Raw genomic sequence first — 21,951 nt, 5'->3', positions numbered from 1 at the left:
TTGCAATTCCTTCCGTGGCGTCCTATTTGACGTCAACACCGCACAAGCCAAGGTTCCGACATGAACTGGATCACAAACTACGTCCGCCCCCGGATCAACTCGATCTTCTCACGCCGCGAAGTGCCTGAAAACCTCTGGCACAAATGCGACGAATGCGGAACGATGCTGTTCCATCGCGAGCTGGCGGAAAACCAGAATGTCTGCACACAGTGCGACCACCACATGGCGATCACACCGCGTGAGCGGTTCAAGCACTTGTTTGACGGCGGCATCTTTACCGAACTTGAAGTGCCCGCGCCAAAAGAGGACCCGTTGCAATTCCGCGATCAGAAGAAATACCCCGACCGCATGAAAGCAGCGCAGAAGAAGACCGGCGAAAAGGAAGCCATGCTGGTTGCCTTGGGTGAAATTGGCCGCACCCCCATTGTGGCCGCCGCGCAGGACTTTTCGTTCATGGGCGGATCGATGGGCATGTATGTCGGCAACGCGATCATCGCCGCCGCGCAGGAGGCGGTAAAACTCAAACGGCCGCTGATCCTGTTCTCGGCAGCCGGTGGCGCCCGTATGCAGGAAGGTATCCTCAGCCTGATGCAGATGCCGCGCACCACCGTGGCAGTCGAGATGCTGAAGGAAGCCAACCTGCCATATATCGTGGTGCTGACTCATCCGACAACCGGTGGCGTTACTGCGTCTTATGCGATGCTGGGCGATGTCCATATCTCGGAACCCAATGCGCTGATCTGCTTTGCCGGACCTCGCGTGATCGAGCAGACGATCCGCGAAAAACTGCCCGAAGGCTTTCAACGCGCCGAATACCTGCTGGATCACGGGATGCTGGACCGTGTCACCAGACGTACCGAAATGCGCGATGAACTGATTACCATCACGCGGATGCTGATGAATCTGCCGCCGGCGATCATGGGCGATCTGCCGGCACCGGAACCAACCGACGCAACAGAACTCCCCGCCGAAGAGACAGATCAGAAATGACGGCCAGGACGTCCGACGCCATCCTCGACCGGATGATGGCGCTGCACCCCAAGATCATTGATCTGACCTTGGACCGTGTCTGGCGTCTGCTGGCGGCATTGGACAATCCGCAGTTGAAATTGCCGCCGGTCATTCATATTGCCGGGACCAACGGCAAAGGCTCGACTCAGGCGATGATCAGAGCGGGTCTAGAAAGGGCAGGGCGCTCGGTACACGCCTATACCTCGCCGCATCTGGCCCGTTTTCATGAACGTATTCGATTGGCCGGAGAGCTGATCTCGGAGCCAGAACTGACGGCGGTTCTGGATGAATGCTACGCTGCGAATGGCGGCGAAAACATCACTTATTTCGAGATCACAACATGCGCCGCCCTGTTGGCCTTTTCCCGCGCCAAGGCAGATTTCACATTGCTCGAGGTCGGGCTGGGTGGGCGCCTGGACGCCACAAACGTGATCGAAAACCCGGCCGTCACGGTTATTACCCCCGTATCCATCGACCATGAACAGTTCCTGGGTGATACTTTGGGCAAGATCGCGGCGGAAAAAGCGGGCATCATCAAGCCCGGCGTTCCGTGCATTGTCGGCCCGCAACAGGACGAAGCGCTTGAGGTCATCGAATACACGGCCGCCCGATTGGGTGCGCCTTTGTTGGTTCATGGTCAGCACTGGCACGTGCAGGAAGAAAACGGGCGTCTGATCTATCAGGACGAAACCGGTTTACGGGATGTGCCTCTGCCCAACCTTCTGGGCGCACATCAGATTCAGAATGCGGGCGCAGCGTTGGCTGTTCTGCGCCATCTGAACATGGGCGACGACGCATACGAAGCTGCCGTGACCAAGGCCGAATGGCCGGCGCGAATGCAGCGTCTGAAATCCGGCCCGCTTGTCGATCAGGCGCCGCATGCCGAGATTTGGCTGGATGGTGGTCACAACGCCGCCGCCGGAATCGCGTTGGCGGATGTACTGACGAACCTGCCGCAAAAACCCACGCACATGATCTGCGGCATGCTCAACACCAAGGATGTGACAGGGTATCTTGCACCTCTGGCAGAGAAAGCGACAAGTCTGACAGCCGTGTCCATTCCGGGTGAGACCGCAACGCTCAGCGCGGAAGAAACCGCTGCGGCTGCGGCCAGGGTCAACCTTCCCGCATCCACCGCCGACAGCGTGGCGGACGCATTGAAAGTGATTGCGGACAATGACCCGCAGGCGCGGGTTCTGATCTGCGGCTCGCTCTATCTGGCTGGGAAAATTCTGCAAGAAAACGCGTAGGCGCGTTCCAACCTCATGATCTGGCTGACACTGTCTTGGATGGGGTGCGGGCGATACGGGCGGATCAGTGTCCCTGTCGCCCCCAATCCTGATCCTGCATTTCACGCAGGCGTGATGCCGTGCGTTCAAATTCGAAGGTTCCTTCGCCTTCGACATACAGCATCTCGGGTTCCGCTGCAGCCGAGCAGATCAAACGCACCCTGGCTTCGTAAAGCGCATCAATCAGGGTGACAAAACGTTTGGCCTCGTTGAAATTGTTGCGCGACAGGCGTGGGATGTCCTCAAGCACGAGCACTTTTACCTCTTCGGCGATCGCCAGATAATCACCCGGCCCAAGCATGCGGCCACACAGATCATAGAATGAAGCCCGCGCGACCCCGTTGCGAAAGGCGGGCAATTCAACGGCCCGGCCTTTGACGTGCAGCACAAGCGGATCAGCGGGTCCACCGGCAAGATCTGTCCAGACCTCTCTGATCTTCTGCCGGGCTTCTGGGCCAATCGGAGTGAAATAGACCGGGGCACCCTCCAACCGGTTCTGCCGATAGTCCGTCGGCGACACCAATTCCCACACCTGCAACTGCTCTTTGATATGCGCGATGAACGGCAGGAACAGCTGCCGGTTCAGCCCATCCTTGTACAGATCGTCGGGATGCCTGTTCGACGTGGTAACCACGACCACGCCGCCTTCGTGCAACAAGTCAAACAGCCGCCCGACAATCATTGCGTCCGTAATGTCGGTGATCTGCATTTCGTCAAACGCGAGCAAGCGAACTGAATTGACCACCTCTTTCGCCACCGGTGCCAGGGCATCCTCGACATTCTGTTGCCGGGCCTTGTGCATTCCAGCGTGAATTTCCTGCATGAAAGCGTGAAAATGCACGCGTCGTGCCGGGATATTGCCCAGCGTATCGACGAACATGTCCATCAGCATGGATTTCCCACGCCCGACACCGCCCCACAGGTACAACCCTTTGGGTGGCGGAGGCGCCTTGCGGAAGAGCCCGCGTTTGACCGGCTTGGACAGCGCCGCCCGGATGCGTTCGAATTGGGGCAGAACGGCCTCTTGCGCGTCGTCGCGTGTCAGCGTTCCGTCCGCGATGCGGGCCTCGTAAAGCGAAATAAGATCCGTCATGAATCCGAGCCTTACCCGTCGCCTCGGCCGTTGAAAAGAAGCCATTTTTGGCGACACATCAATTTTGTTTATCCGTGACCGCAAATCTGCTGAATTGACGGTGACACCAAAAGTAATACGGTCCTTCGGACGTAACGCCTGAGGTCCCATGCCCCGATCCGCCCGCTTGTTGAATCCGATTCTGATTGTCGGATGTATCATCATCACGGTCAGCTTCGCCGTTCGTGCGTCGTTCGGCGTATTCCAGATTCCGATAGCCGATGAGTTCGGCTGGCTGCGGACCGATTTCTCGATGGCGATTGCAATTCAAAACCTGGCCTGGGGCATCGGGCAGCCGATCTTTGCGGCGATTTCCGAAAAGGTGGGCGACCGCCGAGCCATCATCCTCGGCGCTCTCACGTACGCGGCTGGCATGGTGCTGACGGCGTGGTCCGTTACACCGTTCGAGCATCAGATATACGCGTGGCTGGTGGGTTTCGGCATCGCCGGGACCGGGTTTGGCGTGGTTCTGGCGGTTGTCGGACGCGCGTCCACCGATGAAAACCGGTCCATGTCGCTGGCCATCGTTACTGCTGCGGGCAGCTTTGGGCAGGTTCTGGGGGCGCCGACCGCTGAATGGCTGCTGACTTTCCTGCCCTGGCAGCAGGTTTTTGTCGTGTTTGCCGCGGCAATTCTTGCCCTTGTGCTGACCTTGCCCTTCATGCGTGCACCACAGCCCGTTTCGAAGGCAGAGATGCAAGAAAGCATGAGCGAGATTCTGGGAAAGGCGTTCCGCGACCCTTCCTATGCGCTGATATTTCTGGGTTTTTTCAGCTGCGGATACCAGCTGGGCTTCATCACCGCGCATTTCCCGGCTTTCGTGGCCGAGATGTGTGGACCAATCCAGCCCGGAGGCGTACTGCATTCCATCGGGATCACCTCTACATCCGCACTTGGTGCGGTGTCGATTTCATTGATCGGTCTGGCCAATATCGGCGGCACGCTACTGGCGGGTTGGGCCGGCAACCACTTTCCGAAAAAATACCTTCTGGCAGCGGTTTATACGGGCCGGACGATTGCAGCGGCTTTGTTCATCGTGCTCCCGATCACACCCATTACGGTCATCGTGTTCTCGCTGGTGATGGGATCGCTTTGGCTGGCCACCGTGCCGCTGACCTCGGGGCTCGTCGCGCATCTATACGGTCTGCGTTATATGGGAACGCTCTATGGCTTTATCTTCTTGAGCCACCAGATCGGCAGCTTCCTGGGCGTCTGGCTTGGCGGACGCATGTATGACCAGTATGGCGACTACAACATGGTTTGGTGGATCGGGGTCGCGATCGGTGCCTTCAGCGCCATAGTCCACCTGCCGATCCGCGAGAACCGGTCAGCAGTTCCTGCCTGAGGCACATCGACACGCCACAGGCAGGGAACCAATCGGGCAAAGGCGTTACCGAAGTTCGGCCTCGGTATTGCCGCCATCCACCGTCACGACATGACCGGTGGTGCGTTCCATCAGCGCCAGCGCAACAAAGGCGTTCGCGACATGCTTCGCCTCGACTTCGCGGCCCAGCAGGTTGCCTGACATATAGGTCTCCTCGGAAACGCCACGTGCGGCAGCGCGTTCCTGAATGAACCCATCCGTCAGTAGGCCAGACCGAATTCGATCTGCATTCACCCCGTTCACACGGATTCCGTATTCGGCCAATTCAAGCGTCAACTGGCGCAACAGGAACAGTGTGGCGGCTTTTGGCGTACCATAGGCCCCCATGTTCCGGCCCGGGTTGATCGCCTGTTTGGAGATATTGAACAGGATCTGACCGCCGCGGCCCTGAGCTTGCATCACTCGGGCAGCCTGTGTCGCAAATGCCTTATGCGCGAAGAAATTCAGTTCAAAAGCCGCGCGGAATTCGTCGTCACCAAGATCCAGCAAAGCGCCCGAAGTCGCCGACCCGGCATTCGATACCATTACATCGATCCCACCAAACCGGTGTATCGCCGCCGCAATCGCGGCATCTGCGGCGCCTCTCTCGGTTACGTCGCAGGCATATGTCGAATGCCATGTGCCAAGGGTCGATTTGGCCTTGGCCAACGCCCGTTCATCCCGGTCCACCAGAACGACATTTGCACCGGCATCAGCAAAGGCCTTGGCGGTTGCCAGACCTATCGCCCCTGCACCACCGGTCACCATCACAATCTTGCCCTGAAGCGGAGGTGGTGAGCTTTTGCCCAGCTTCGCCTGTTCCAAGGACCAGTATTCACAATCAAAGCGATCTTTTTCATTGATGGGAAAAAAACCGCCCGCGTCTTCGCCCACTGATCGCACCCGCAGGTTTTGTTCCGCAAGATCTGCCGCGGCCGAGGCAGCCTTTGCGTTCGGGCCCATTCCCAGGATCCCCACGCCCTCGATCCACGCATGCTTGGGGTCTTGAGGCAGCAGTTTCTTGCGTTCGTCGGCCTGCGGCGCCTGCCGTTCAAAATACGCCCGATAGTCTTTGGCAAACTCTTCGACCTTTGCCTTGATCCGAGACCGCCCCCCAGACAAATCCGACGCGCGCAATACAAGCGGGCAGCCTTTTGTCCGTAATACGTGATCCGGCGACGCCATGCCCCGCTGGGCCAATGAATCAATATCCGGACGATCGAAAAACTGCATGACATCCGGCCCGTTGCGGAGGTCAAAAATCGGCATCGGGTCATCCCGTTGGGCCGCCACTTCGGCGATGACCCCGCGCAGGATCGGCAATACCTCAAGATTCTCAGCCGGATCGCGACGGCCAATTGTCGTCAGGTCCTTCATCCCGAAATAGGCAGCAACCTCGTTGGTATGCGCCACGATCCGGTCATAACTTTCCTGCGCCGTCGCGCCGAACGTGAAATGTCCGTGCTGAAGCAGCAGAAGCCCTTCGACATTCGGGTTTTTGTCAAATACCTCGGCCGCCTTTTTGGCCAGCCCGAAGCCAGGCATGATGTAGGGCACAATGCCCAGTCGGTCGCCAAAAATCTCGCGGCAGACGTCCTCGGCATTTGGCAGATTGGCGAGCACCAGAAAGGGTGTCGCATGCGTATGATCCACATATTTGTGCGGTAAAAATGCATGCAACAGAGTTTCTACAGAGGGGTTCGGAGAACTCGAATCCAACAGATTGGCGCGCTGAACATTGACCATCTGTGCATCTGACAGATGGTCCAATGCGCGCAGTTTCATCAAAGGATCTAGCCACACACCCGGCAAGCCCGGTGCCTCGATGCTGTCCAGATCCCACCCAGATCCCTTGACATGCAGAACGCGCTGTGGATCGCCAAACAGATCAGGGCGTTCCAGTTTGACCGACGTGTTGCCTCCCCCGTGCATCAGGAGGTCCGGGTTCTGACCGATCAGCCGCGAGGTATAGACACGTTCGCCCAGTTCCTGATCTGCGGGGGCTGTTCCGGCCCGGTCACGCCATTTCCGTGCCTCGTCGGCCCTGTACCAGTTTTCAATCATCATTCATTCTCAGCAAGTTAAGCGGGTGCATGATCCGCGTGGGCGATTGCACAATTCAAGACTGTGCTAAACAAAGTGTTAACCAGCCCGTTCGGGAAACAACCGGGCAAGCCCGTCAGCAGACGCCTCGCTGACGCCGCGCTCGGTGATAAGCCCTGTCACCAGCCGGTTTGGGGTGACATCAAAGGCAGGATTGCCACCTTCCGTGCCGTCTGGCGTCACGCGTACATCCGAGATGTTCCCCTGCCCATCAACCCCCATGACATGGGAGACTTCCCTGGAATCACGTTCTTCGATCGGGATTTCGGCCACACCGTCGCGAACGGTCCAGTCAATCGTAGGAGAGGGAAGGGCGACATAAAATGGCACACCGTTGTCCCGCGCAGCCAAAGCCTTCAGATAGGTCCCGATCTTGTTGCAAACATCACCTTGGGCCGTGGTTCGGTCCGTGCCCGTAATCACCAAATCAACCACGCCGTGCTGCATCAAATGACCGCCGGCATTATCCACGATGTAGCGGTGGGGAATGCCATGTTCGCCCAATTCCCAGGATGTCAGTGCGCCCTGGTTGCGCGGTCTGGTTTCATCCACCCAGACGTGCAAGGGGATGCCCGCGTCATGTGCGTGATACATCGGGCTTGTGGCCGTGCCCCAATCCACAGTCGCCAGCCATCCCGCATTGCAATGCGTCAGCAACCGAACCGGCTCACCGGCGGGTTTTCGGGCCGCGATATCCTTGATCAGTTCCAACCCGTGCCGGCCGATTGCGGCGTTGATCTCGACATCTTCGTCTGCAATCTCCTGCGCCAGCGACCAGGCGCGCTCGGCGCGGTCACCCGGAGCAAGCGGCATCAGCGCTTCTCGGCATCTGTCCAATGCCCAGCGCAGGTTGATTGCCGTGGGTCGGGTTGCATGTAAAACGTCATACGCGGCGTCAAACGAGGCTTCTGAGCTGTCCCGAGACATCTGCTCGGCAATTCCAAACGCAGCGGTCGCGCCTATCAAAGGTGCGCCCCTGACCCACATATCCCGTATCGCAGCTGCAAATTCATCAAGCGTTTTCAGGGTTACGACCCGAAAATCATGCGGCAACCACCTTTGGTCGATGATCCGAACCACGCCTGCCGGTTTGTCCCACCAAATAGACCGATAATGGGTGCCTTGTACTTTCATAACGCAGTCTCCGTATTCGAAAAGCCTGATCGGAATTCAAGCACAGGGTGCGTTCTAATGAGGTACTTGTAAACGGGCGTTTCGGAATTCGGGTCAGTATTTGATCAAGCAAAAGGAATGATCATCCCTTTCTGGCGGCACGTATTTCCCGTTCCAAGGCGTCCAGAAACCGCGAGCGGTCGGCTTTACCGAAGGGTCGCCCACCGCCGCCGGTTCCCAACGGATTGGCCGCGCGCAGATCGGCCATCAAGTCACGCATTGCCAGTTGTTGGCCAATATTTGCCGCGGTGAAGGTTTCACCATTGGGGCGCAGCACGCGTGCGCCTGCTTCGACGCATTTTGCGGCCAAAGGGATGTCGGACGTTATGACGACATCCCCTTCTCCACAGCGTTCGGCAATCCATTTGTCGGCCTCATCCGCGCCTTCGGAAACGACAATGACCTGCACCAGCGGGTTGGCCGATGGACGAAGCCCGCCATTGGACACCAGCGCCATCGGCACCTTGTGCCGCGTCGCGACCCGTTCGGCCTCGGCTTTTACAGGACAGGCATCGCCATCGACATACAGCGTCGTCACGCCTTCTTTGCCTCTTTCTTTGCCGGCTCCACCGGTTTCTTTTTGACCTTGAATTCCTCGGGTATGGGCATGCGGTTGAACGCATCCAGGCCCGCGATTTTATACGCTTCGGCAAGAGTCGGGTAGTTGAACGTGTTCTGAACGAAGTAGTCCACCGTACCTTTCAGGTTCAGCACGGCCTGCGCAATATGGATCAACTCCGTCGCGCCTTCACCAACGATCTGGACACCCAGCACCCTGCGGGTCTTGAGCGAGAACAGCATTTTCAACATGCCGTGTTCCAGCCCCATGATATGCCCGCGTGACGTCTCGCGGAATCGCGCGACACCGACCTCGTAGGGGATGTTGCGCTCCTGCAATTCTTCTTCCGACATTCCGCAGGTTGATATTTCGGGCACTGAATAGATGCCATAGGGGTACCACGGGCTTTCCGGCAGCGTGGGCGTTTCAAGGGCGTGACAGGCAGCCACGCGCCCCTGCTGCAAAGAGGTTGATGCCAGCGACGGATGTCCGATCACATCGCCCGTGGCATAGATATGCGGTACCGCCGTTTGATATGTCTTGCGGTCTACCTTGATCCGGTTGCGGTGGTCCGTCTCCAGCCCGACGGCATCCAGATTGAGTTTGGACGTCGCCCCCATGCGTCCGGCCGCAAACAGAAGCATTTCAGCGCGAACGTGGCGACCGTTTTCAAGGGTCACTTCCACATGTTCACCGGCGTCTTCAATCTTCTCGACAGCCGAGCCCAAACGCAGGTCGACACCGTTTTCCCGGATCTGATGGGTAAAGTCGTGGATCAACCGGCTGTCGATGAAATCCAGAAACGTGTCGCGGGGTTCAATCAGCGTCACACGCACGTCCAGGGCTGAAAACATCGTGGCATATTCCACGCCAATGACCCCGGCACCGATAACGACCAGCGAGCGCGGAATCTCTGCCATTTCCAGAAATTCGTCACCATCCACCACCGTCTTGCCGTTGAACGGGACATAATCCGGGCGATAGGTTTTCGTGCCTGTCGCAATCAGGAACTTCGCGGCCGTCACACGCGTTGTTTCCCCGGCATCGGTTGCGACCTCTACTTCGTGCGGCCCGGCAAATCTGGCCAGACCGTCCAGGGTTTCGACATGGTTCCTGTTGAACTGATGTTCCAACACGTCGACTTCATGGTCGAGGGTCATATGCAGGCGGGCTTTCAAGTCTTCTGCCCGGATCTGATCCTTTACCCGGTATGAACGCCCGTAAAAGCTGCGCTCGCGCCAGCCCGACAGGTTCAGAACCGTTTCGCGCAGGGTCTTGGACGGAATCGTGCCGGTGTGGACAGAGACGCCACCAAAACGGTCTTTGCGGTCGATGACCAGCACACGCCGTTTCAGTTTGCCTGCCTGAATCGCCGCAGAACGCCCAGAAGGCCCCGACCCTATGATGATCAGGTCATAATCGTAATTGCTCATCCCTCAGTCTCCGTACAGTGCCTCGGCATGGAAGATGACGTGATCTTCCATAAACGTGGACACAAAGAAGTACGAATGATCGTAACCCGGCTGGAAGCGATACGTCGCTTGCTGGCGGCGTTCGGCGATGGCTTGCGCCAACGCTTCGGGGCGCAAAAGGTCCATGAATTGATCGTTTGCACCTGTGTCGATCAGGATCGGACCGTCAAAACCGGTTTTCTTCATCAACAAGGACGCATCGTGTTTTGCCCAAAGCGTTTCGTCGTCACCAAGGTAGGCGCTCAGCTGTTTGCGTCCCCAATCCGCTCCGGTCGGGTTCGAGATCGGCGCAAAGGCTGACACCGAACGGAAGCGTCCGGGCAGGTTCATGGCAAGCGTCAGGGCGCCGTGCCCCCCCATGGAATGGCCCGTTATGGCCTGGCGTTCGCTGTCGATGGCGAAGTTTTCGAACAGCAGGGCGGGCAGCTCTTCGGCGACATAGTCCCACATCCGGAAATGCGGCGCCCAGGGTTCCTGTGTCGCGTTCACATAGAACCCTGCGCCCTGACCCAGATCATAATCTTCATGATCTGCGACGCCGTCACCACGCGGCGAGGTATCCGGAAACACCACGGCGATCCCTTGTTCCGCGGCCCACGCCTGAGCCCCGGCCTTGGTCATCGCGTTTTCATGGGTGCAGGTCAATCCCGACAAATACCAAAGAACCGGGACCGGCCCGTCCTTGGCCTCGGCTGGAAGAAACAGGCCAAAAGTCATGTCACACTTGCACGACGAAGAGGCGTGGCGGTACACGCCCTGCACACCGCCAAAACAGGCATTTTCCGAAAGGGTTTCCATCAGGCACCGTCCTTGTTTTCGAGTCGCAACATGGCTAACGATCCGCGGACCCGGCGTAAAGTCTGTGCGCCTTCGTTGAGAGTATTTTTCGAGAAGGTGAAGGTCAGAATGTGCCCGCCCAGGCGATCACCATCGGCACGGTGAGAATACTGACGATTGTGGATAGAAGGATTGCCGCCGACGCGCGATGCGGGGCAATGCCGTAATGCGCGGCCAGCATGTAAACATTGCCCGCAACGGGCAAAGCAGCGGCAGAGATGGCAACAGTTGCGGGAAAAGTATCAATCGGTATCAGCCATAACAGAGCGACCGCAACGCAGGCCGGATGGATCGCCAGTTTGCAGAAGCTCAACCATGCCGCGATCTGGACACGTTCAGCCGACTTGTCTGCCAATGACGCGCCAATGGCGAACAATGCACCCGGAGTCGCTGCACCACCGAGAATGATCAGAAAATCGCCAAGAGGTTCAGGAACAGGCAATTGCAGCGAGGACCAGATGAGACCGGCCGAGATGGATACGATCATGGGATTGCGGACCAAACCCATTCCGATCAACTTGAAGGTGGTCGGGGTCAGTTTGCCGTCACGGCCGCCATTGATCAGGATCACGATAAGGGAAGAGAACACGACCAGATCGACGGTCAGAACCAGCATCACGGGCCCGATCGCAGCCTCGGAGAACAAAAGGGAAAGCATGGGCAGCCCGAGGAACCCGACATTGCCGATGGCCGCGCACTGAGCCTCGACCGCAGCGGTCGGAATGTCGAGCTTGCGCAGCCAGGCGATGGCCGACGCCAGAACGTAAACGGTCATGGTTCCCAGCAGATATCCAAGGATGAGCCGGGCATTGAAAATCTCGGCAAACGGAAGGGTGGCGGCAAAGCGAAACAGCATCGCCGACAGCGCAAAGAAAAAGACGAACTTGGTCAGATATGCCGTTGCTTCAGCCGTGAAAAAACGCGTGCGCCCCGCCCAAAAGCCCAGGCCGATAATCGCGAAAAACGGAAGGGTGCGCAGAAAGATTTCGACCATGGGCCCAGTCCTAGCACGGTTTGAACGCGCTGCAAGTACCCGACATCAAAGCAAATGCAACCTCCGCTTCGCTGGAATATTTGAGAATCGTTGTATCTAAACCGAGCGGTTTATAAACTGGCGCAGCTATCGATCGAGGAGAAGACATGACCCAGACCGCCACCATCCTGCGCACCGGCCGTAAATTCGACCAGGTTCTGCGCGGGGCTAGAGAGGTTTTCATGGCGGATGGGTTTGAAGGGGCAAGTGTGGATGACATTGCCCGCGCGGCGGGCGTGTCAAAAGCAACGCTGTACAGCTATTTCCCAGACAAGCGCCTTTTGTTCATGGAAGTGGCCCAGACAGAATGCTGCCTGATGGCCGAGCGGGTCATCTCGATGATCGACGAAACCAAACCCGCCCGCGAAGTGCTTCAGATCACGGCGACGCAATTGACGGCCTTCCTTGTGTCGGATTTCGCGCAGCAGGTTTTCAGGATCTGCGTTGCCGAGCGCGACCGGTTTCCCGAGCTTGGCCGTGCGTTTTACGAGGCAGGGCCGCAAAACGGCCAGCGACAGATGGCCGAGTATCTGGAAAAAGCCGTGGCCAAGGGTGAATTGGCCATTGATGATGTACATATCGCTGCCGAGCAGTTTTCCGAACTGTGCAAAGTGCGGATCTGGACCCGGGCGGCTTTTGGCATTCAGAACACGTTCACCCAGGAAGAAATAGATCAGGTCGCTGCTCAGGCCGTTGACATGTTTCTTGCCCGTTACGGGGTCTGATCCACAAAAGTGATGGCCCGCGCCCGGAACAGGGGCGCAGACCATCGCTCACTCACCAAAACACTCGATACACAACAGTTTAAAGCTGCAAGTCTTTTAAAACCCTTTACTCGAAGAAAGTTCTGGCCAGACGCTCGCTGACAGGGAGTGCCAGATATGCAATCACTGCGCGTTCACTTGTGTTGACGAACAGGTCTGCGGGCATGCCGGGGACCAAGTCCAAAGCCGCCACTTCGTCGGATTGCCGATCGTTCAGTTTGACCCGGGTCTTGAAATTGCACTCGCCAGTGCGTTCGTCCTCCAATGCGTCGGCTGAGATATTAAAGATTGAACCTCGGGCCTCGGACACATCGGCCTGCGCAAAAGCCGACAAACGAATCCGTGTGGCCTGACCGATTTTCAGCTTGTTGACGTCACCAAGTCTAATCCGGCCCGAAATCGCCGAATTGCAACCGGTAAGGATGTCGTCGCCGCCTTAACCGTTCTGCGGATCAACGCCGACCGCGCCGTTCAGCGCATTGGTCAGATCGCTGCCGACAATCACGTCGCCATCAGCCGAGTCAATGACGTACTTAGTTGAAAACAGTCCATCGGTTTCGACCTGGTTCGAGATCACGTCCTGACCGATGACACCGAGCCCCCTGATGCGTTCACGTTCAGCGTGGCGCCTGCCTCCGCCAGCGATTCCTGTACAACCGGGCCGTTTCGGCCGACCGGCACATTGTGCAGATGGATGGCCGAAACCGCGCCGGGGATGGGTGTGTTCAGGTCAGCTTCGTTCCGACCGACAACGCTCAGTTCGCTGGAATACGAGATTTCTCCGGTCGCCGAATTCCGGGTGATGACTACGGTCGCGTGGCCGGTGACCTTGCTGTCCAAGGCCGGCCCGGGCTCTTGCTCTGCGTTCAGGCTGCCGCTCAGGGTGACGGTGCGAATGTCACCCTTGGCCAACCAGATCAAAAAACTTAAACAGGAATTGGGAACCGATCTGTTCCTGCGCCTCAACAACGATGTGCCCCGACACTGTACGGTGCCCGTGTCGTTGAACAGGCTGGGCGCCTTCTGAACGATGCGCGGAAAATCCGTGACACCGCGACCGAGTTCCGCGACCCCGAAGTAGTTCCTTTGACTGTCGGAATGACTCCGACTTAGGCCCCTTATCTGACCGGGTATCTCTGAACCCTTCAGCCCGCTGTTTCCGTGGATGCGGGTCACGCTGGTCGAGGATCTGCCTGAAAACATGTTGCGTATGGTCGATGATCACTTGCTGGACAAGGCGCTTGCGGCGAAGATCAACAGCAGCGCCGCTTTGGATTTCACTTCAATCTGGTCTGAACCATTGTTTCTGGCCCTTCGAAAAGGGCACGCGCTTTGCTCCTTGTCATCCACTACCCCAGAGGATGCTCCGCCGTATGATTTCATCCGGCTTCCACACGGTTTTGGATACGAACTTGAGGGGAGGCTTCCCAAACAAGATGGATCAAGCCGTATCAGCAAGCGTTTCGACCTGACGGCGCTGAGGTTCGAGACGACCTGCCGCCATATTTGCCATTCCGACGATTGCACAATTGTCTCTGTCTTGGCCGCTGAACAACGAGAGCCAAAACTCGGCCGCCTCGGAACCTGCGCGGGCAAAGGTGACTGCCACTACAGTCAGGAAGGTGGGATCGAAGTGATAAGGTTTTTGCTCCTATGTCAAAACCTGTTCGGTGCTCTGGCCTCAATACGTGGTGCGCATCTGGTATCCCTGATGGAAGGTCATGCGCACGAAAGTAACAGGATCGCTGCGAAACCATGTCGTGCGTTCCAACTGAAACAACGGTGTGCCGGGCGGTACGGCCAGAAACTCCTGCAAATGCCCTGTTGCCGGGACGGCCGAGAAGGCAATTTCAGCGTTTGAAAATGGCACCTCAGACAGCAGCCATTCATTCGGCCCGGTGGTCAGGAAATCTTCGTCGAGAACCTGAGGCACGGTGCTGACGTTGATCCAGCGTTCCTCGAACTGAAACGGACGGTTGTCGGCGTGGTGCATGCATTGCAGATGGACGACCTGCGCACCTTCCGGGATGCTCAGCTTTGCCTGCAACCACGCGGGGCAATCGATTAGTGTTCGGCTTACCAGAGCATAGCGGTATTCGGCGTTCATTTCTTCGATGGCCTGTCGAACGACAGAAATCGGCAATTTCGCCTGCTTTACCGGTGTGGTCACAACACGCGTGCCACCCTTGCGTTTGCGGGTGACAATTCCCTGTTCGGCAAGTTCCCGCAGCGCCCGATTGACCGTCGCCCGTGCAACACCGAATTCGGCTGCCAGTTCCATCTCGGTGGGCAACAGGCTGCCCTGTGGCCAGACACGGGTTTGAATGCGGTTCACGACTTCGTCCCGAATGTCCTGAAAGCCGAGAGGTTTTTGATCGGTCACGTGGTGTTCATCCAATTACGTACAAACATATTGTTATTATGAGGCCATTTTTGTCGGCCCGTAAAGGCGCAGCAAGCTCAAAGTCTCGGCATGAGATCAGCCATGGCCTGTCGATAGTCAGATACAATCCGATTCCGAGCAATATGGCGGCCCCGGCGTACCTGATGGCGGCCAGCCGACCACAAATCGGTCACTACGTGGTCCTTCGCGGCAAAGACCAACCCGTCGAGCAACTGTTCAGGACGCAGGGCACAAAGCGCGGGATCCTGACTGTCAATAGCAACAAGATCCGCCAGCATCCCTTCTGCGATCTGCCCCGCCGTGCGCCGCAGGGCCTGCGCACCACCCAAAGCCGCATTGCAATACAGTGTCTGTCCAACCGAACCCTCCCCTTCGACCAGGACATTGCGCGACAGATCTCGCAGGCGTTGGGAATATTCCAGCGTACGCAGTTCCTCTGTCATCGAAACCAACACGTTTGAATCCGACCCGACCCCGAAACGACCACCGGCTTCAAGAAAGACGGCTCCATTGAAGGGGCCATCCCCCAAATTGGCCTCGGTGATCGGGCAAAGCCCCGCGACCGCGCCCGTTGCGGCCATATCGCGGGTTTCCTTTTCCGTCATGTGAGTGGCGTGGATGAGGCACCAGCGATGGTTTACCGTTGCATTGTTCAGCAGCCATTCCACCGGGCGGGCGCCCAGACCCTCGTGAACCTGTTCAACTTCCATGGGTTGTTCCGCGATGTGAATATGGACAGGTCCCGTCTTTTTTGCGTCCAGAACCCGGGCAAGATCTTGCGGTGATGTCGCGCGCAAGGAATGCGGGGCAATGCCTATCTGACAGTCATCCGGCAGATCGCCCAGTGCCGCCTGCGCCTGTTCGACCAACGCCAGATAGCGGTCCACATCATTGCCAAATCGTTGCTGTCCCGCTTCCATCGGTTGCTCGCCGACCCCTGCGTAAGAATAAAGTACAGGCAGATGCGTCAGTCCGATTCCCGTCTCGGCCGACGCAGCCATGATTCGCTGGGACAGCTCTGCGAGATTGTCATAAGGTGTGCCGTCTGGCTGGTGATGCAGATAATGGAATTCACCAACCGAGGCATAGCCGGCTTCCTGCATCTCCATATAGACCAGAGCGGCAATCGCCTGCACCTGTTCAGGCGTAAGGTGCGCAGTGAAACGATACATCAGTTCCCGCCACGTCCAGAAACTGTCGCGACCGGCCTTTCGATATTCGGTCATACCCGCCATCGCGCGCTGAAATGCGTGGCTGTGCAGATTGGCCAATGCGGGCAGCAAAGTGTCGACGCAAGTATCGCCTTCTTGCGCCGTCGCGCCCTGTTGCAGCGACACCATCAGCCCTTGCCTGATTTCTACCCGCAGGTTCATAGCCCAACCGGTGCTCAGTAATGCGCGATTAGCGAAGATAGCCATTTTTCACCTCATTTTATGCATAGACATATAAATGATAGAAATGTACTAGAAAAGTAGGAAATGCACGGAGGGTGCGAGTCACATGCAGACGCAAACGCAGGTTTTGACGGATCTTGATGCCGCAACTATGACCGAAGGCGGCGCGCCATACGGTTTGGTCCCGGATGCCGCGATCGTGTTGCAGGACGGGCGCATCGCATGGGTCGGCCCTGTTGTGGATCTTCCGTCACGTTTCGCCGACCAGCCAAGGGCTCGAATGGGTGGGCGCCTGGTTACGCCCGCCTTGATCGATTGCCACACCCATGTGGTTCACGGTGGCCATCGCGCCGCAGAGTTCGAAATGCGCCTGAACAGCGCGAGCTATGAAGAGGTCGCGCGCGCCGGGGGCGGGATCATCTCGACGGTCAAAGCCACGCGCGCAGCCGGAGTGGAGGAGTTGGTCGCACAAGCATTGCCGCGTGTGGATGCGATGCTGGCCGAAGGGGCATCGGTCATCGAAGTAAAGTCCGGCTACGGGTTGGATGACAAGACTGAATTGAACATGTTGCGCGCGGCTCGGGCGTTGCCCGATCATCGCCCCGTCCGTGTTCTGACCAGCTTTTTGGGTGCTCATGCGGTGCCTCAGAACTATGAGGGCAGGGCGTCGGACTACATTCATCAGGTCTGCATTCCCACGCTTCGCGCCGCTCATGCCGAGGGATTGGTCGATGCGGTCGATGCCTTCTGCGAAGGCATCGCCTTTCAACCGGAAGAGTTGATCCCGCTTTTTGATGCCGCGACAGCGCTTGGCCTGCCGATCAAGATCCACGCCGAACAATTGTCGAATTTGGGCGGCGCAAAACTGGCTGCCGGATACGGCGCGCTTTCGGCAGATCATATAGAATATCTTGACGAAGCAGGTGTTCTGGACATGGCGCAGGCCGGTACCGTCGGTGTTATTCTGCCGGGGGCCTTCTACACCTTGCGCGAAACACAGGCGCCACCGATTGACCTGTTGCGCCGGCATGCTGTGCCCATGGCGCTTGCCACGGATTGCAATCCCGGTTCGGCGCCGATGACTTCGCTGTTGCTGGCGATGAACATGGGATGCACCCTGTTTCGCATGACGCCAGAAGAGGCTCTGCAAGGCGTGACGGTTCACGCGGCCCGTGCTCTCGGGTTGGCTGATTGCGGTCAGATCTCAGTCGGGCGGCGCGCTGATCTGGCGGTTTGGAATGTCGAACACCCCGCGGAATTGGCCTATCGCATCGGCTTCAACCCTCTTCATACCCGCATATTCGGAGGTATATTTTGACGACCCTCACCCTTACCCCGGGCACCGTTACCCTGTCGCAACTGGAACTGGTCCTTCGCGAAGAGTGCGCTGTTCGGTTGGACCCAGCCTGCCGCCCGGCCGTCGAAGAAGCGCACAAGCGCATCGCCGATGCGGCGACGGGAGAGGCCGCCGTATATGGCGTGAACACAGGGTTCGGGAAACTGGCCAGCGTCAAAATCGCGGCCGAGGACACGGCAACCTTGCAGCGCAACCTGATCCTCAGCCATTGCTGCGGTGTTGGCCCTGCGATCCCGCGCGCCCTTGCCAGATTGATGATGGTTCTGAAATTGCTGAGCCTGGGGCGCGGAGCGTCGGGGGTTCGGCCAGAAGTGATCACCCTGCTGGAAGGGATGTTGTCACAAGGTGTGACCCCGGTGATCCCGGCGCAGGGTTCAGTTGGAGCTTCGGGTGATCTTGCGCCCTTGTCCCACATGGCTGCCGTCATGATGGGCGCTGGTGAGGCCGAATTCAGTGGCGATGTGATGCCCGGTGACGCTGCGCTGTCCAAAGCGGGTCTGCACCCGATCGAACTGGGCCCTAAAGAAGGGCTGGCGCTGATCAATGGCACCCAGTTTTCGACGGCCTTTGCGCTGTCCGGGCTGTTTGGCGCGTGGCAGGCGGCGCAAAGCGCGTTGGTTACCTCGGCGCTGACGACGGATGCGATCATGGGTTCGACCGCCCCGTTGCAACCGGAAATTCACACGTTGCGCGGGCATCGCGGGCAGATCGAGGCCGGCGTGACCATGCGGGCGCTGCTGGCCGGGTCGGTCATTCGTGAAAGCCATCGAGTTGGCGATACCCGGGTTCAGGACCCGTATTGTATCCGCTGCCAGCCTCAGGTGGTGGGGGCCGCGATGGATGTGCTGAGGCAGGCTGCAACAACGCTGGAAATCGAGGCCAACGCGGCGACGGACAATCCTCTGGTTCTTTCGGAAACCGGCCTGATCGTTTCGGGCGGGAATTTTCACGCCGAACCCGTTGGGTTTGCCGCAGACATGATTGCGCTCGCCGTGGCCGAGATCGGGGCAATTGCGCAACGCCGCATTGCGTTGATCGTCGATCCGGCACTCAGCTTTGATCTGCCGCCTTTTCTGACGCCCAATCCGGGCCTGAATTCGGGCTATATGATCGCTGAGGTGACGACCGCCGCACTGATGAGCGAAAACAAGCATCTGGCCAATCCATGCGTGACGGACTCGACGCCCACATCGGCCAATCAGGAAGATCACGTTTCGATGGCGGCCCATGGCGCGCGGCGATTGGGGCAGATGGTTGCCAATCTGGAACGCATTCTGGGGGTCGAACTGCTGTGTGCCACACAAGGGGTCGAGTTCCGCGCGCCGCTGCCTACGAGCGAAACGTTGCAGGCCGTGATGGCACGGCTGCGTGCCGTGGTGCCGGCCTTGGGTGACGATCGCTATATGGCACCCGAGATCGAAGCAGCCTCGGCCCTGATTGCCAGTGGCGAGATTGCCCGTGGCACGGGCATCGCCATGCCGGAACTTGGCGCATGAGCGGCCCGGTCGAGATTTCGCGCGGTGACAGTCCGATCGTGCTGGGTCTGCCGCATACCGGCACCCATGTGCCGGCCACGATCGAGGCCAAGCTGAATGCGCGGGGCAAGGCTCTGGCGGATACGGATTGGCATGTTCATACCTTGTATGAAGGACTTCTGCCCGGTGCGACCACGGTTCGGGCGACCTTCCACCGATATGTGATCGACGCCAACCGGGATCCGTCGGGCGTGTCGCTTTATCCCGGCCAGAACACGACCTCTCTTGTGCCGCTGACGGATTTTGACGGCCAAGGCATCTGGGACATCCCGCCTTCCGAAAAGGATATCCTCGAACGACGGGAAGCTTTTCATGCACCGTATCATGCCGCCCTGAAGGCCGAGCTGGAACGCGTGAAGGCGGCCCATGGGGTTGCGGTGCTGTATGATTGCCACTCGATCCGCAGCCATATTCCTTTTCTGTTCGAAGGTACTCTGCCCGATATGAGCATCGGCACGAACAATGGGGCGACCTGCGCGCCGGAAATCGAAGCCATAGCGCATGAATTCGCGACGTCCTCGCCCTATACGGCTGTTCTGAATGGGCGGTTCAAGGGCGGATGGACAACGCGCTATTATGGCCGCCCCTCCGAAGGGGTTCACGCGATCCAGATGGAGCTGGCTCAGTCGACCTACCTGAAAACTGAAGCGCCGCCCTGGGCTTTTGACACCGACAAAGCCGACCGCCTGCGCCGGTGGCTCAAAGACATTCTTGACGCTATCCATGACACTGCATTGGAGCTTGCCCGATGACCGATCCTCGTAAAAATACCCGTGACATCTTTCCCCCGACAGGGCCCGAACTGAACGCCAAAAGCTGGATGACCGAAGCCCCGATGCGGATGCTGATGAACAATCTGCATCCGGATGTGGCCGAGAACCCGCATGAGCTGGTTGTCTATGGCGGGATCGGCCGTGCCGCGCGGACGTGGAAAGATTTTGATACCATCGTTGCCAGCCTCAAGGATCTGGAGGAAGATGAAACGCTGGTGGTGCAATCCGGCAAACCGGTCGCCATCGTTCGGACGCATGCCGATGCACCTCGGGTGCTGATCGCGAACTCGAACCTTGTGCCGCATTGGGCCAACTGGGACCACTTCAACGAGCTCGATAAGAAGGGCCTGATGATGTACGGCCAGATGACGGCCGGTTCGTGGATCTATATCGGGACGCAAGGCATCGTTCAGGGCACCTACGAAACCTTCGCCGAGGCGGGACGCCAACACTATGACGGGGACCTGACCGGCAAGTGGATTCTGACTGGCGGTCTGGGCGGCATGGGTGGCGCGCAACCCCTGGCGGCGGTCTTTGCGGGGGCGTGTTGCCTGGCCGTCGAGTGCAATCCAGACAGCATCGATTTCCGCCTGCGCACCAAGTATCTCGACGAAAAGGCCGAGACGCTGGACGAAGCGCTGGAAATGATCGACCGCTGGACCAGGGCGGGCGAGGCGAAATCGGTCGGATTGCTGGGCAATGCGGCCGAGATTTTCCCCGAGATCTACCGGCGGATGCAGGCGGGTGGGATGCGCCCCGATATCGTGACAGACCAGACCAGCGCCCATGATCCGGTCAACGGTTATCTGCCATTGGGCTGGAGCATGGCGCAGTGGAAAGACAAGAGGGAAAGCGACCCCAAGGCCGTGGAAAAGGCAGCGCGCGCGTCGATGAAGCAACACGTGGCCGCCATGGTCGATTTCTGGAACGCGGGTGTGCCAACCCTGGATTATGGTAACAACATCCGGCAGGTGGCGCAGGACGAAGGCTTGGAGAACGCCTTTGCCTTTCCCGGTTTCGTGCCCGCCTATATCCGCCCGTTGTTTTGCCGCGGCATTGGCCCGTTCCGCTGGTGCGCGCTGTCGGGTGATCCCGAGGATATCTACAAAACTGATGCAAAGATGAAGGAACTGTTCCCCGAAAACACCCATCTGCACAACTGGCTCGACATGGCGCAGGAGCGCATCGCCTTTCAGGGCCTTCCCGCGCGCATCTGCTGGATCGGACTGGGTGACCGCCACAAGGCTGGGCTGGCATTTAACGAGATGGTCAAAACCGGAGAGTTGAAGGCGCCGGTCGTCATCGGTCGTGACCACCTCGACAGCGGCTCGGTCGCGTCGCCGAACCGCGAAACCGAGGCGATGAAGGACGGCTCGGACGCGGTGTCGGATTGGCCGCTGCTGAACGCGCTGGTCAATACCGCATCGGGCGCGACATGGGTCTCGCTGCACCACGGAGGCGGCGTTGGCATGGGTTTCAGCCAACATGCGGGCGTCGTGATTTGTGCCGACGGCACCGATGCAGCGGCTAAACGCCTCGAACGGGTTCTGTGGAACGATCCGGCTTCTGGCGTCTGGCGTCACGCAGATGCGGGTTATGAGGATGCCAAGGCATGCGCACGTGAGCACGGGCTGCGACTGCCGGGGATTCTGGGCTGATTTGCCATTCATCTTTGAATTTGTCTGCATGGCTTAGCGCTAACGTCTCATTTTCCGGTTTCGAACCGGGGATGTTTCCGCTAGGGCTAAGCCG

Annotated in this window: 20 protein-coding genes and 1 pseudogene; 9 read left to right on the top strand and 12 right to left on the bottom strand. The window is 58.5% G+C overall.

Going from position 1 to position 21,951, the window contains the following annotated elements:
• Nucleotides 1-60: 60 nt before the first annotated feature.
• On the top strand, nucleotides 61-990 hold the full coding sequence (gene accD / locus ACR0FB_RS04525) for an acetyl-CoA carboxylase, carboxyltransferase subunit beta (protein ID WP_480620225.1): 930 nt from the start codon (nucleotides 61-63) through the stop codon (nucleotides 988-990).
• Nucleotides 987-2,261, top strand: coding sequence for a bifunctional folylpolyglutamate synthase/dihydrofolate synthase (locus ACR0FB_RS04520; protein ID WP_171636209.1), 1,275 nt, complete (start codon nucleotides 987-989; stop codon nucleotides 2,259-2,261). Before accD ends, ACR0FB_RS04520 begins: the two co-directional genes overlap by 4 nt.
• A gap of 64 nt (nucleotides 2,262-2,325) precedes the next feature.
• On the opposite strand, the gene zapE is transcribed toward ACR0FB_RS04520, so the two are convergent.
• Nucleotides 2,326-3,393, bottom strand: coding sequence for a cell division protein ZapE (zapE, locus tag ACR0FB_RS04515; protein WP_171636208.1), 1,068 nt, complete (start codon nucleotides 3,391-3,393; stop codon nucleotides 2,326-2,328).
• A 148-nt stretch (nucleotides 3,394-3,541) separates the two neighbouring features.
• Here zapE and ACR0FB_RS04510 point away from each other — a divergent pair, with 148 nt between their 5' ends.
• Nucleotides 3,542-4,777 (top strand): MFS transporter, encoded by a 1,236-nt coding sequence (locus ACR0FB_RS04510; protein ID WP_480620223.1) that lies wholly within the window; start codon nucleotides 3,542-3,544, stop codon nucleotides 4,775-4,777.
• Between the two features lie 45 nt (nucleotides 4,778-4,822).
• Here the strand turns inward: ACR0FB_RS04510 and ACR0FB_RS04505 are convergent, their stop codons facing one another.
• The 6 genes from ACR0FB_RS04505 to ACR0FB_RS04480 all read right to left on the bottom strand — a co-directional run bounded on the left by ACR0FB_RS04505 (nucleotide 4,823) and on the right by ACR0FB_RS04480 (nucleotide 11,933).
• Nucleotides 4,823-6,862, bottom strand: a complete 2,040-nt coding sequence (locus ACR0FB_RS04505) for a bifunctional aldolase/short-chain dehydrogenase (protein ID WP_480620221.1) — start codon at nucleotides 6,860-6,862, stop codon at nucleotides 4,823-4,825.
• 75 nt (nucleotides 6,863-6,937) lie between these two features.
• Nucleotides 6,938-8,032: an S-methyl-5-thioribose-1-phosphate isomerase gene (mtnA, locus tag ACR0FB_RS04500; protein WP_480488251.1), complete on the bottom strand. Its 1,095-nt coding sequence runs from the start codon at nucleotides 8,030-8,032 to the stop codon at nucleotides 6,938-6,940.
• 121 nt (nucleotides 8,033-8,153) lie between these two features.
• Nucleotides 8,154-8,609: a YaiI/YqxD family protein gene (locus ACR0FB_RS04495; protein WP_171119171.1), complete on the bottom strand. Its 456-nt coding sequence runs from the start codon at nucleotides 8,607-8,609 to the stop codon at nucleotides 8,154-8,156.
• Entirely contained in the window at nucleotides 8,606-10,063 is a 1,458-nt protein-coding gene (gene sthA / locus ACR0FB_RS04490) for a Si-specific NAD(P)(+) transhydrogenase (protein ID WP_480488249.1), read from the bottom strand. The genes ACR0FB_RS04495 and sthA overlap by 4 nt, the downstream gene beginning before the upstream one ends.
• Before the next feature lie 3 nt (nucleotides 10,064-10,066).
• Complete coding sequence (gene fghA / locus ACR0FB_RS04485) at nucleotides 10,067-10,900, bottom strand: S-formylglutathione hydrolase (protein ID WP_171723817.1); 834 nt, start codon at nucleotides 10,898-10,900, stop codon at nucleotides 10,067-10,069.
• 103 nt (nucleotides 10,901-11,003) lie between these two features.
• The gene (locus ACR0FB_RS04480; RefSeq protein ID WP_480620219.1) at nucleotides 11,004-11,933 is read right to left on the bottom strand and encodes an AEC family transporter; all 930 of its coding nucleotides are present in this window, start codon (nucleotides 11,931-11,933) and stop codon (nucleotides 11,004-11,006) included.
• A gap of 146 nt (nucleotides 11,934-12,079) precedes the next feature.
• Here ACR0FB_RS04480 and ACR0FB_RS04475 point away from each other — a divergent pair, with 146 nt between their 5' ends.
• On the top strand, nucleotides 12,080-12,697 hold the full coding sequence (locus ACR0FB_RS04475) for a TetR/AcrR family transcriptional regulator (protein WP_171169500.1): 618 nt from the start codon (nucleotides 12,080-12,082) through the stop codon (nucleotides 12,695-12,697).
• A gap of 106 nt (nucleotides 12,698-12,803) precedes the next feature.
• On the opposite strand, the gene ACR0FB_RS04470 is transcribed toward ACR0FB_RS04475, so the two are convergent.
• Genes ACR0FB_RS04470 through ACR0FB_RS04460 form a run of 3 tightly spaced genes read right to left on the bottom strand, consistent with a single transcriptional unit; the run spans nucleotide 12,804 to nucleotide 13,657 of the window.
• Entirely contained in the window at nucleotides 12,804-13,124 is a 321-nt protein-coding gene (locus ACR0FB_RS04470; protein WP_480489141.1) for a beta-barrel domain-containing protein, read from the bottom strand.
• A gap of 48 nt (nucleotides 13,125-13,172) precedes the next feature.
• Nucleotides 13,173-13,313 (bottom strand): hypothetical protein, encoded by a 141-nt coding sequence (locus ACR0FB_RS04465; protein WP_480488244.1) that lies wholly within the window; start codon nucleotides 13,311-13,313, stop codon nucleotides 13,173-13,175.
• Entirely contained in the window at nucleotides 13,310-13,657 is a 348-nt protein-coding gene (locus ACR0FB_RS04460) for a CHRD domain-containing protein (RefSeq protein ID WP_210092946.1), read from the bottom strand. Before ACR0FB_RS04460 ends, ACR0FB_RS04465 begins: the two co-directional genes overlap by 4 nt.
• Nucleotides 13,658-13,868: 211 nt before the next feature.
• On the opposite strand from ACR0FB_RS04460, the pseudogene ACR0FB_RS04455 reads away from it, so the two are divergent.
• Nucleotides 13,869-14,231: pseudogene (locus ACR0FB_RS04455) on the top strand (LysR substrate-binding domain-containing protein); the annotation flags it as partial.
• 186 nt (nucleotides 14,232-14,417) lie between these two features.
• Here the strand turns inward: ACR0FB_RS04455 and ACR0FB_RS04450 are convergent.
• Nucleotides 14,418-15,119: a GntR family transcriptional regulator gene (locus ACR0FB_RS04450; protein WP_480620217.1), complete on the bottom strand. Its 702-nt coding sequence runs from the start codon at nucleotides 15,117-15,119 to the stop codon at nucleotides 14,418-14,420.
• Between the two features lie 77 nt (nucleotides 15,120-15,196).
• Nucleotides 15,197-16,558, bottom strand: coding sequence for a formimidoylglutamate deiminase (locus ACR0FB_RS04445; protein ID WP_480620215.1), 1,362 nt, complete (start codon nucleotides 16,556-16,558; stop codon nucleotides 15,197-15,199).
• 82 nt (nucleotides 16,559-16,640) lie between these two features.
• On the opposite strand from ACR0FB_RS04445, the gene hutI reads away from it, so the two are divergent.
• Genes hutI through hutU form a run of 4 tightly spaced genes read left to right on the top strand, consistent with a single transcriptional unit; the run spans nucleotide 16,641 to nucleotide 21,857 of the window.
• Complete coding sequence (gene hutI / locus ACR0FB_RS04440; RefSeq protein WP_480620213.1) at nucleotides 16,641-17,852, top strand: imidazolonepropionase; 1,212 nt, start codon at nucleotides 16,641-16,643, stop codon at nucleotides 17,850-17,852.
• Nucleotides 17,849-19,387: a histidine ammonia-lyase gene (gene hutH / locus ACR0FB_RS04435; RefSeq protein ID WP_171723809.1), complete on the top strand. Its 1,539-nt coding sequence runs from the start codon at nucleotides 17,849-17,851 to the stop codon at nucleotides 19,385-19,387. Before hutI ends, hutH begins: the two co-directional genes overlap by 4 nt.
• Nucleotides 19,384-20,178: an N-formylglutamate deformylase gene (hutG, locus tag ACR0FB_RS04430; protein ID WP_171636190.1), complete on the top strand. Its 795-nt coding sequence runs from the start codon at nucleotides 19,384-19,386 to the stop codon at nucleotides 20,176-20,178. Before hutH ends, hutG begins: the two co-directional genes overlap by 4 nt.
• Nucleotides 20,175-21,857: a urocanate hydratase gene (gene hutU, locus ACR0FB_RS04425; RefSeq protein ID WP_171723807.1), complete on the top strand. Its 1,683-nt coding sequence runs from the start codon at nucleotides 20,175-20,177 to the stop codon at nucleotides 21,855-21,857. The genes hutG and hutU overlap by 4 nt, the downstream gene beginning before the upstream one ends.
• Nucleotides 21,858-21,951: the final 94 nt, after the last annotated feature.

The organism is Ruegeria sp. P10, assembly GCF_056534925.1.
The sequence above is the reverse complement of the archived record's forward strand: the minus strand, read 5'-3'. Positions and strand labels throughout refer to the sequence as shown.

Coding starts and splice junctions, on each gene's coding strand:
- ACR0FB_RS04445 (WP_480620215.1), bottom strand. CDS start 16,558: ATGGCTATCTTCGCTAATCGCGCATTACTGAGCACCGGTTGGGCTATG.
- ACR0FB_RS04510 (WP_480620223.1), top strand. CDS start 3,542: ATGCCCCGATCCGCCCGCTTGTTGAATCCGATTCTGATTGTCGGATGT.
- ACR0FB_RS04505 (WP_480620221.1), bottom strand. CDS start 6,862: ATGATGATTGAAAACTGGTACAGGGCCGACGAGGCACGGAAATGGCGT.
- ACR0FB_RS04480 (WP_480620219.1), bottom strand. CDS start 11,933: ATGGTCGAAATCTTTCTGCGCACCCTTCCGTTTTTCGCGATTATCGGC.
- mtnA (WP_480488251.1), bottom strand. CDS start 8,032: ATGAAAGTACAAGGCACCCATTATCGGTCTATTTGGTGGGACAAACCG.
- hutG (WP_171636190.1), top strand. CDS start 19,384: ATGAGCGGCCCGGTCGAGATTTCGCGCGGTGACAGTCCGATCGTGCTG.
- sthA (WP_480488249.1), bottom strand. CDS start 10,063: ATGAGCAATTACGATTATGACCTGATCATCATAGGGTCGGGGCCTTCT.
- hutI (WP_480620213.1), top strand. CDS start 16,641: ATGCAGACGCAAACGCAGGTTTTGACGGATCTTGATGCCGCAACTATG.
- zapE (WP_171636208.1), bottom strand. CDS start 3,393: ATGACGGATCTTATTTCGCTTTACGAGGCCCGCATCGCGGACGGAACG.
- fghA (WP_171723817.1), bottom strand. CDS start 10,900: ATGGAAACCCTTTCGGAAAATGCCTGTTTTGGCGGTGTGCAGGGCGTG.
- accD (WP_480620225.1), top strand. CDS start 61: ATGAACTGGATCACAAACTACGTCCGCCCCCGGATCAACTCGATCTTC.
- ACR0FB_RS04475 (WP_171169500.1), top strand. CDS start 12,080: ATGACCCAGACCGCCACCATCCTGCGCACCGGCCGTAAATTCGACCAG.
- hutU (WP_171723807.1), top strand. CDS start 20,175: ATGACCGATCCTCGTAAAAATACCCGTGACATCTTTCCCCCGACAGGG.
- ACR0FB_RS04520 (WP_171636209.1), top strand. CDS start 987: ATGACGGCCAGGACGTCCGACGCCATCCTCGACCGGATGATGGCGCTG.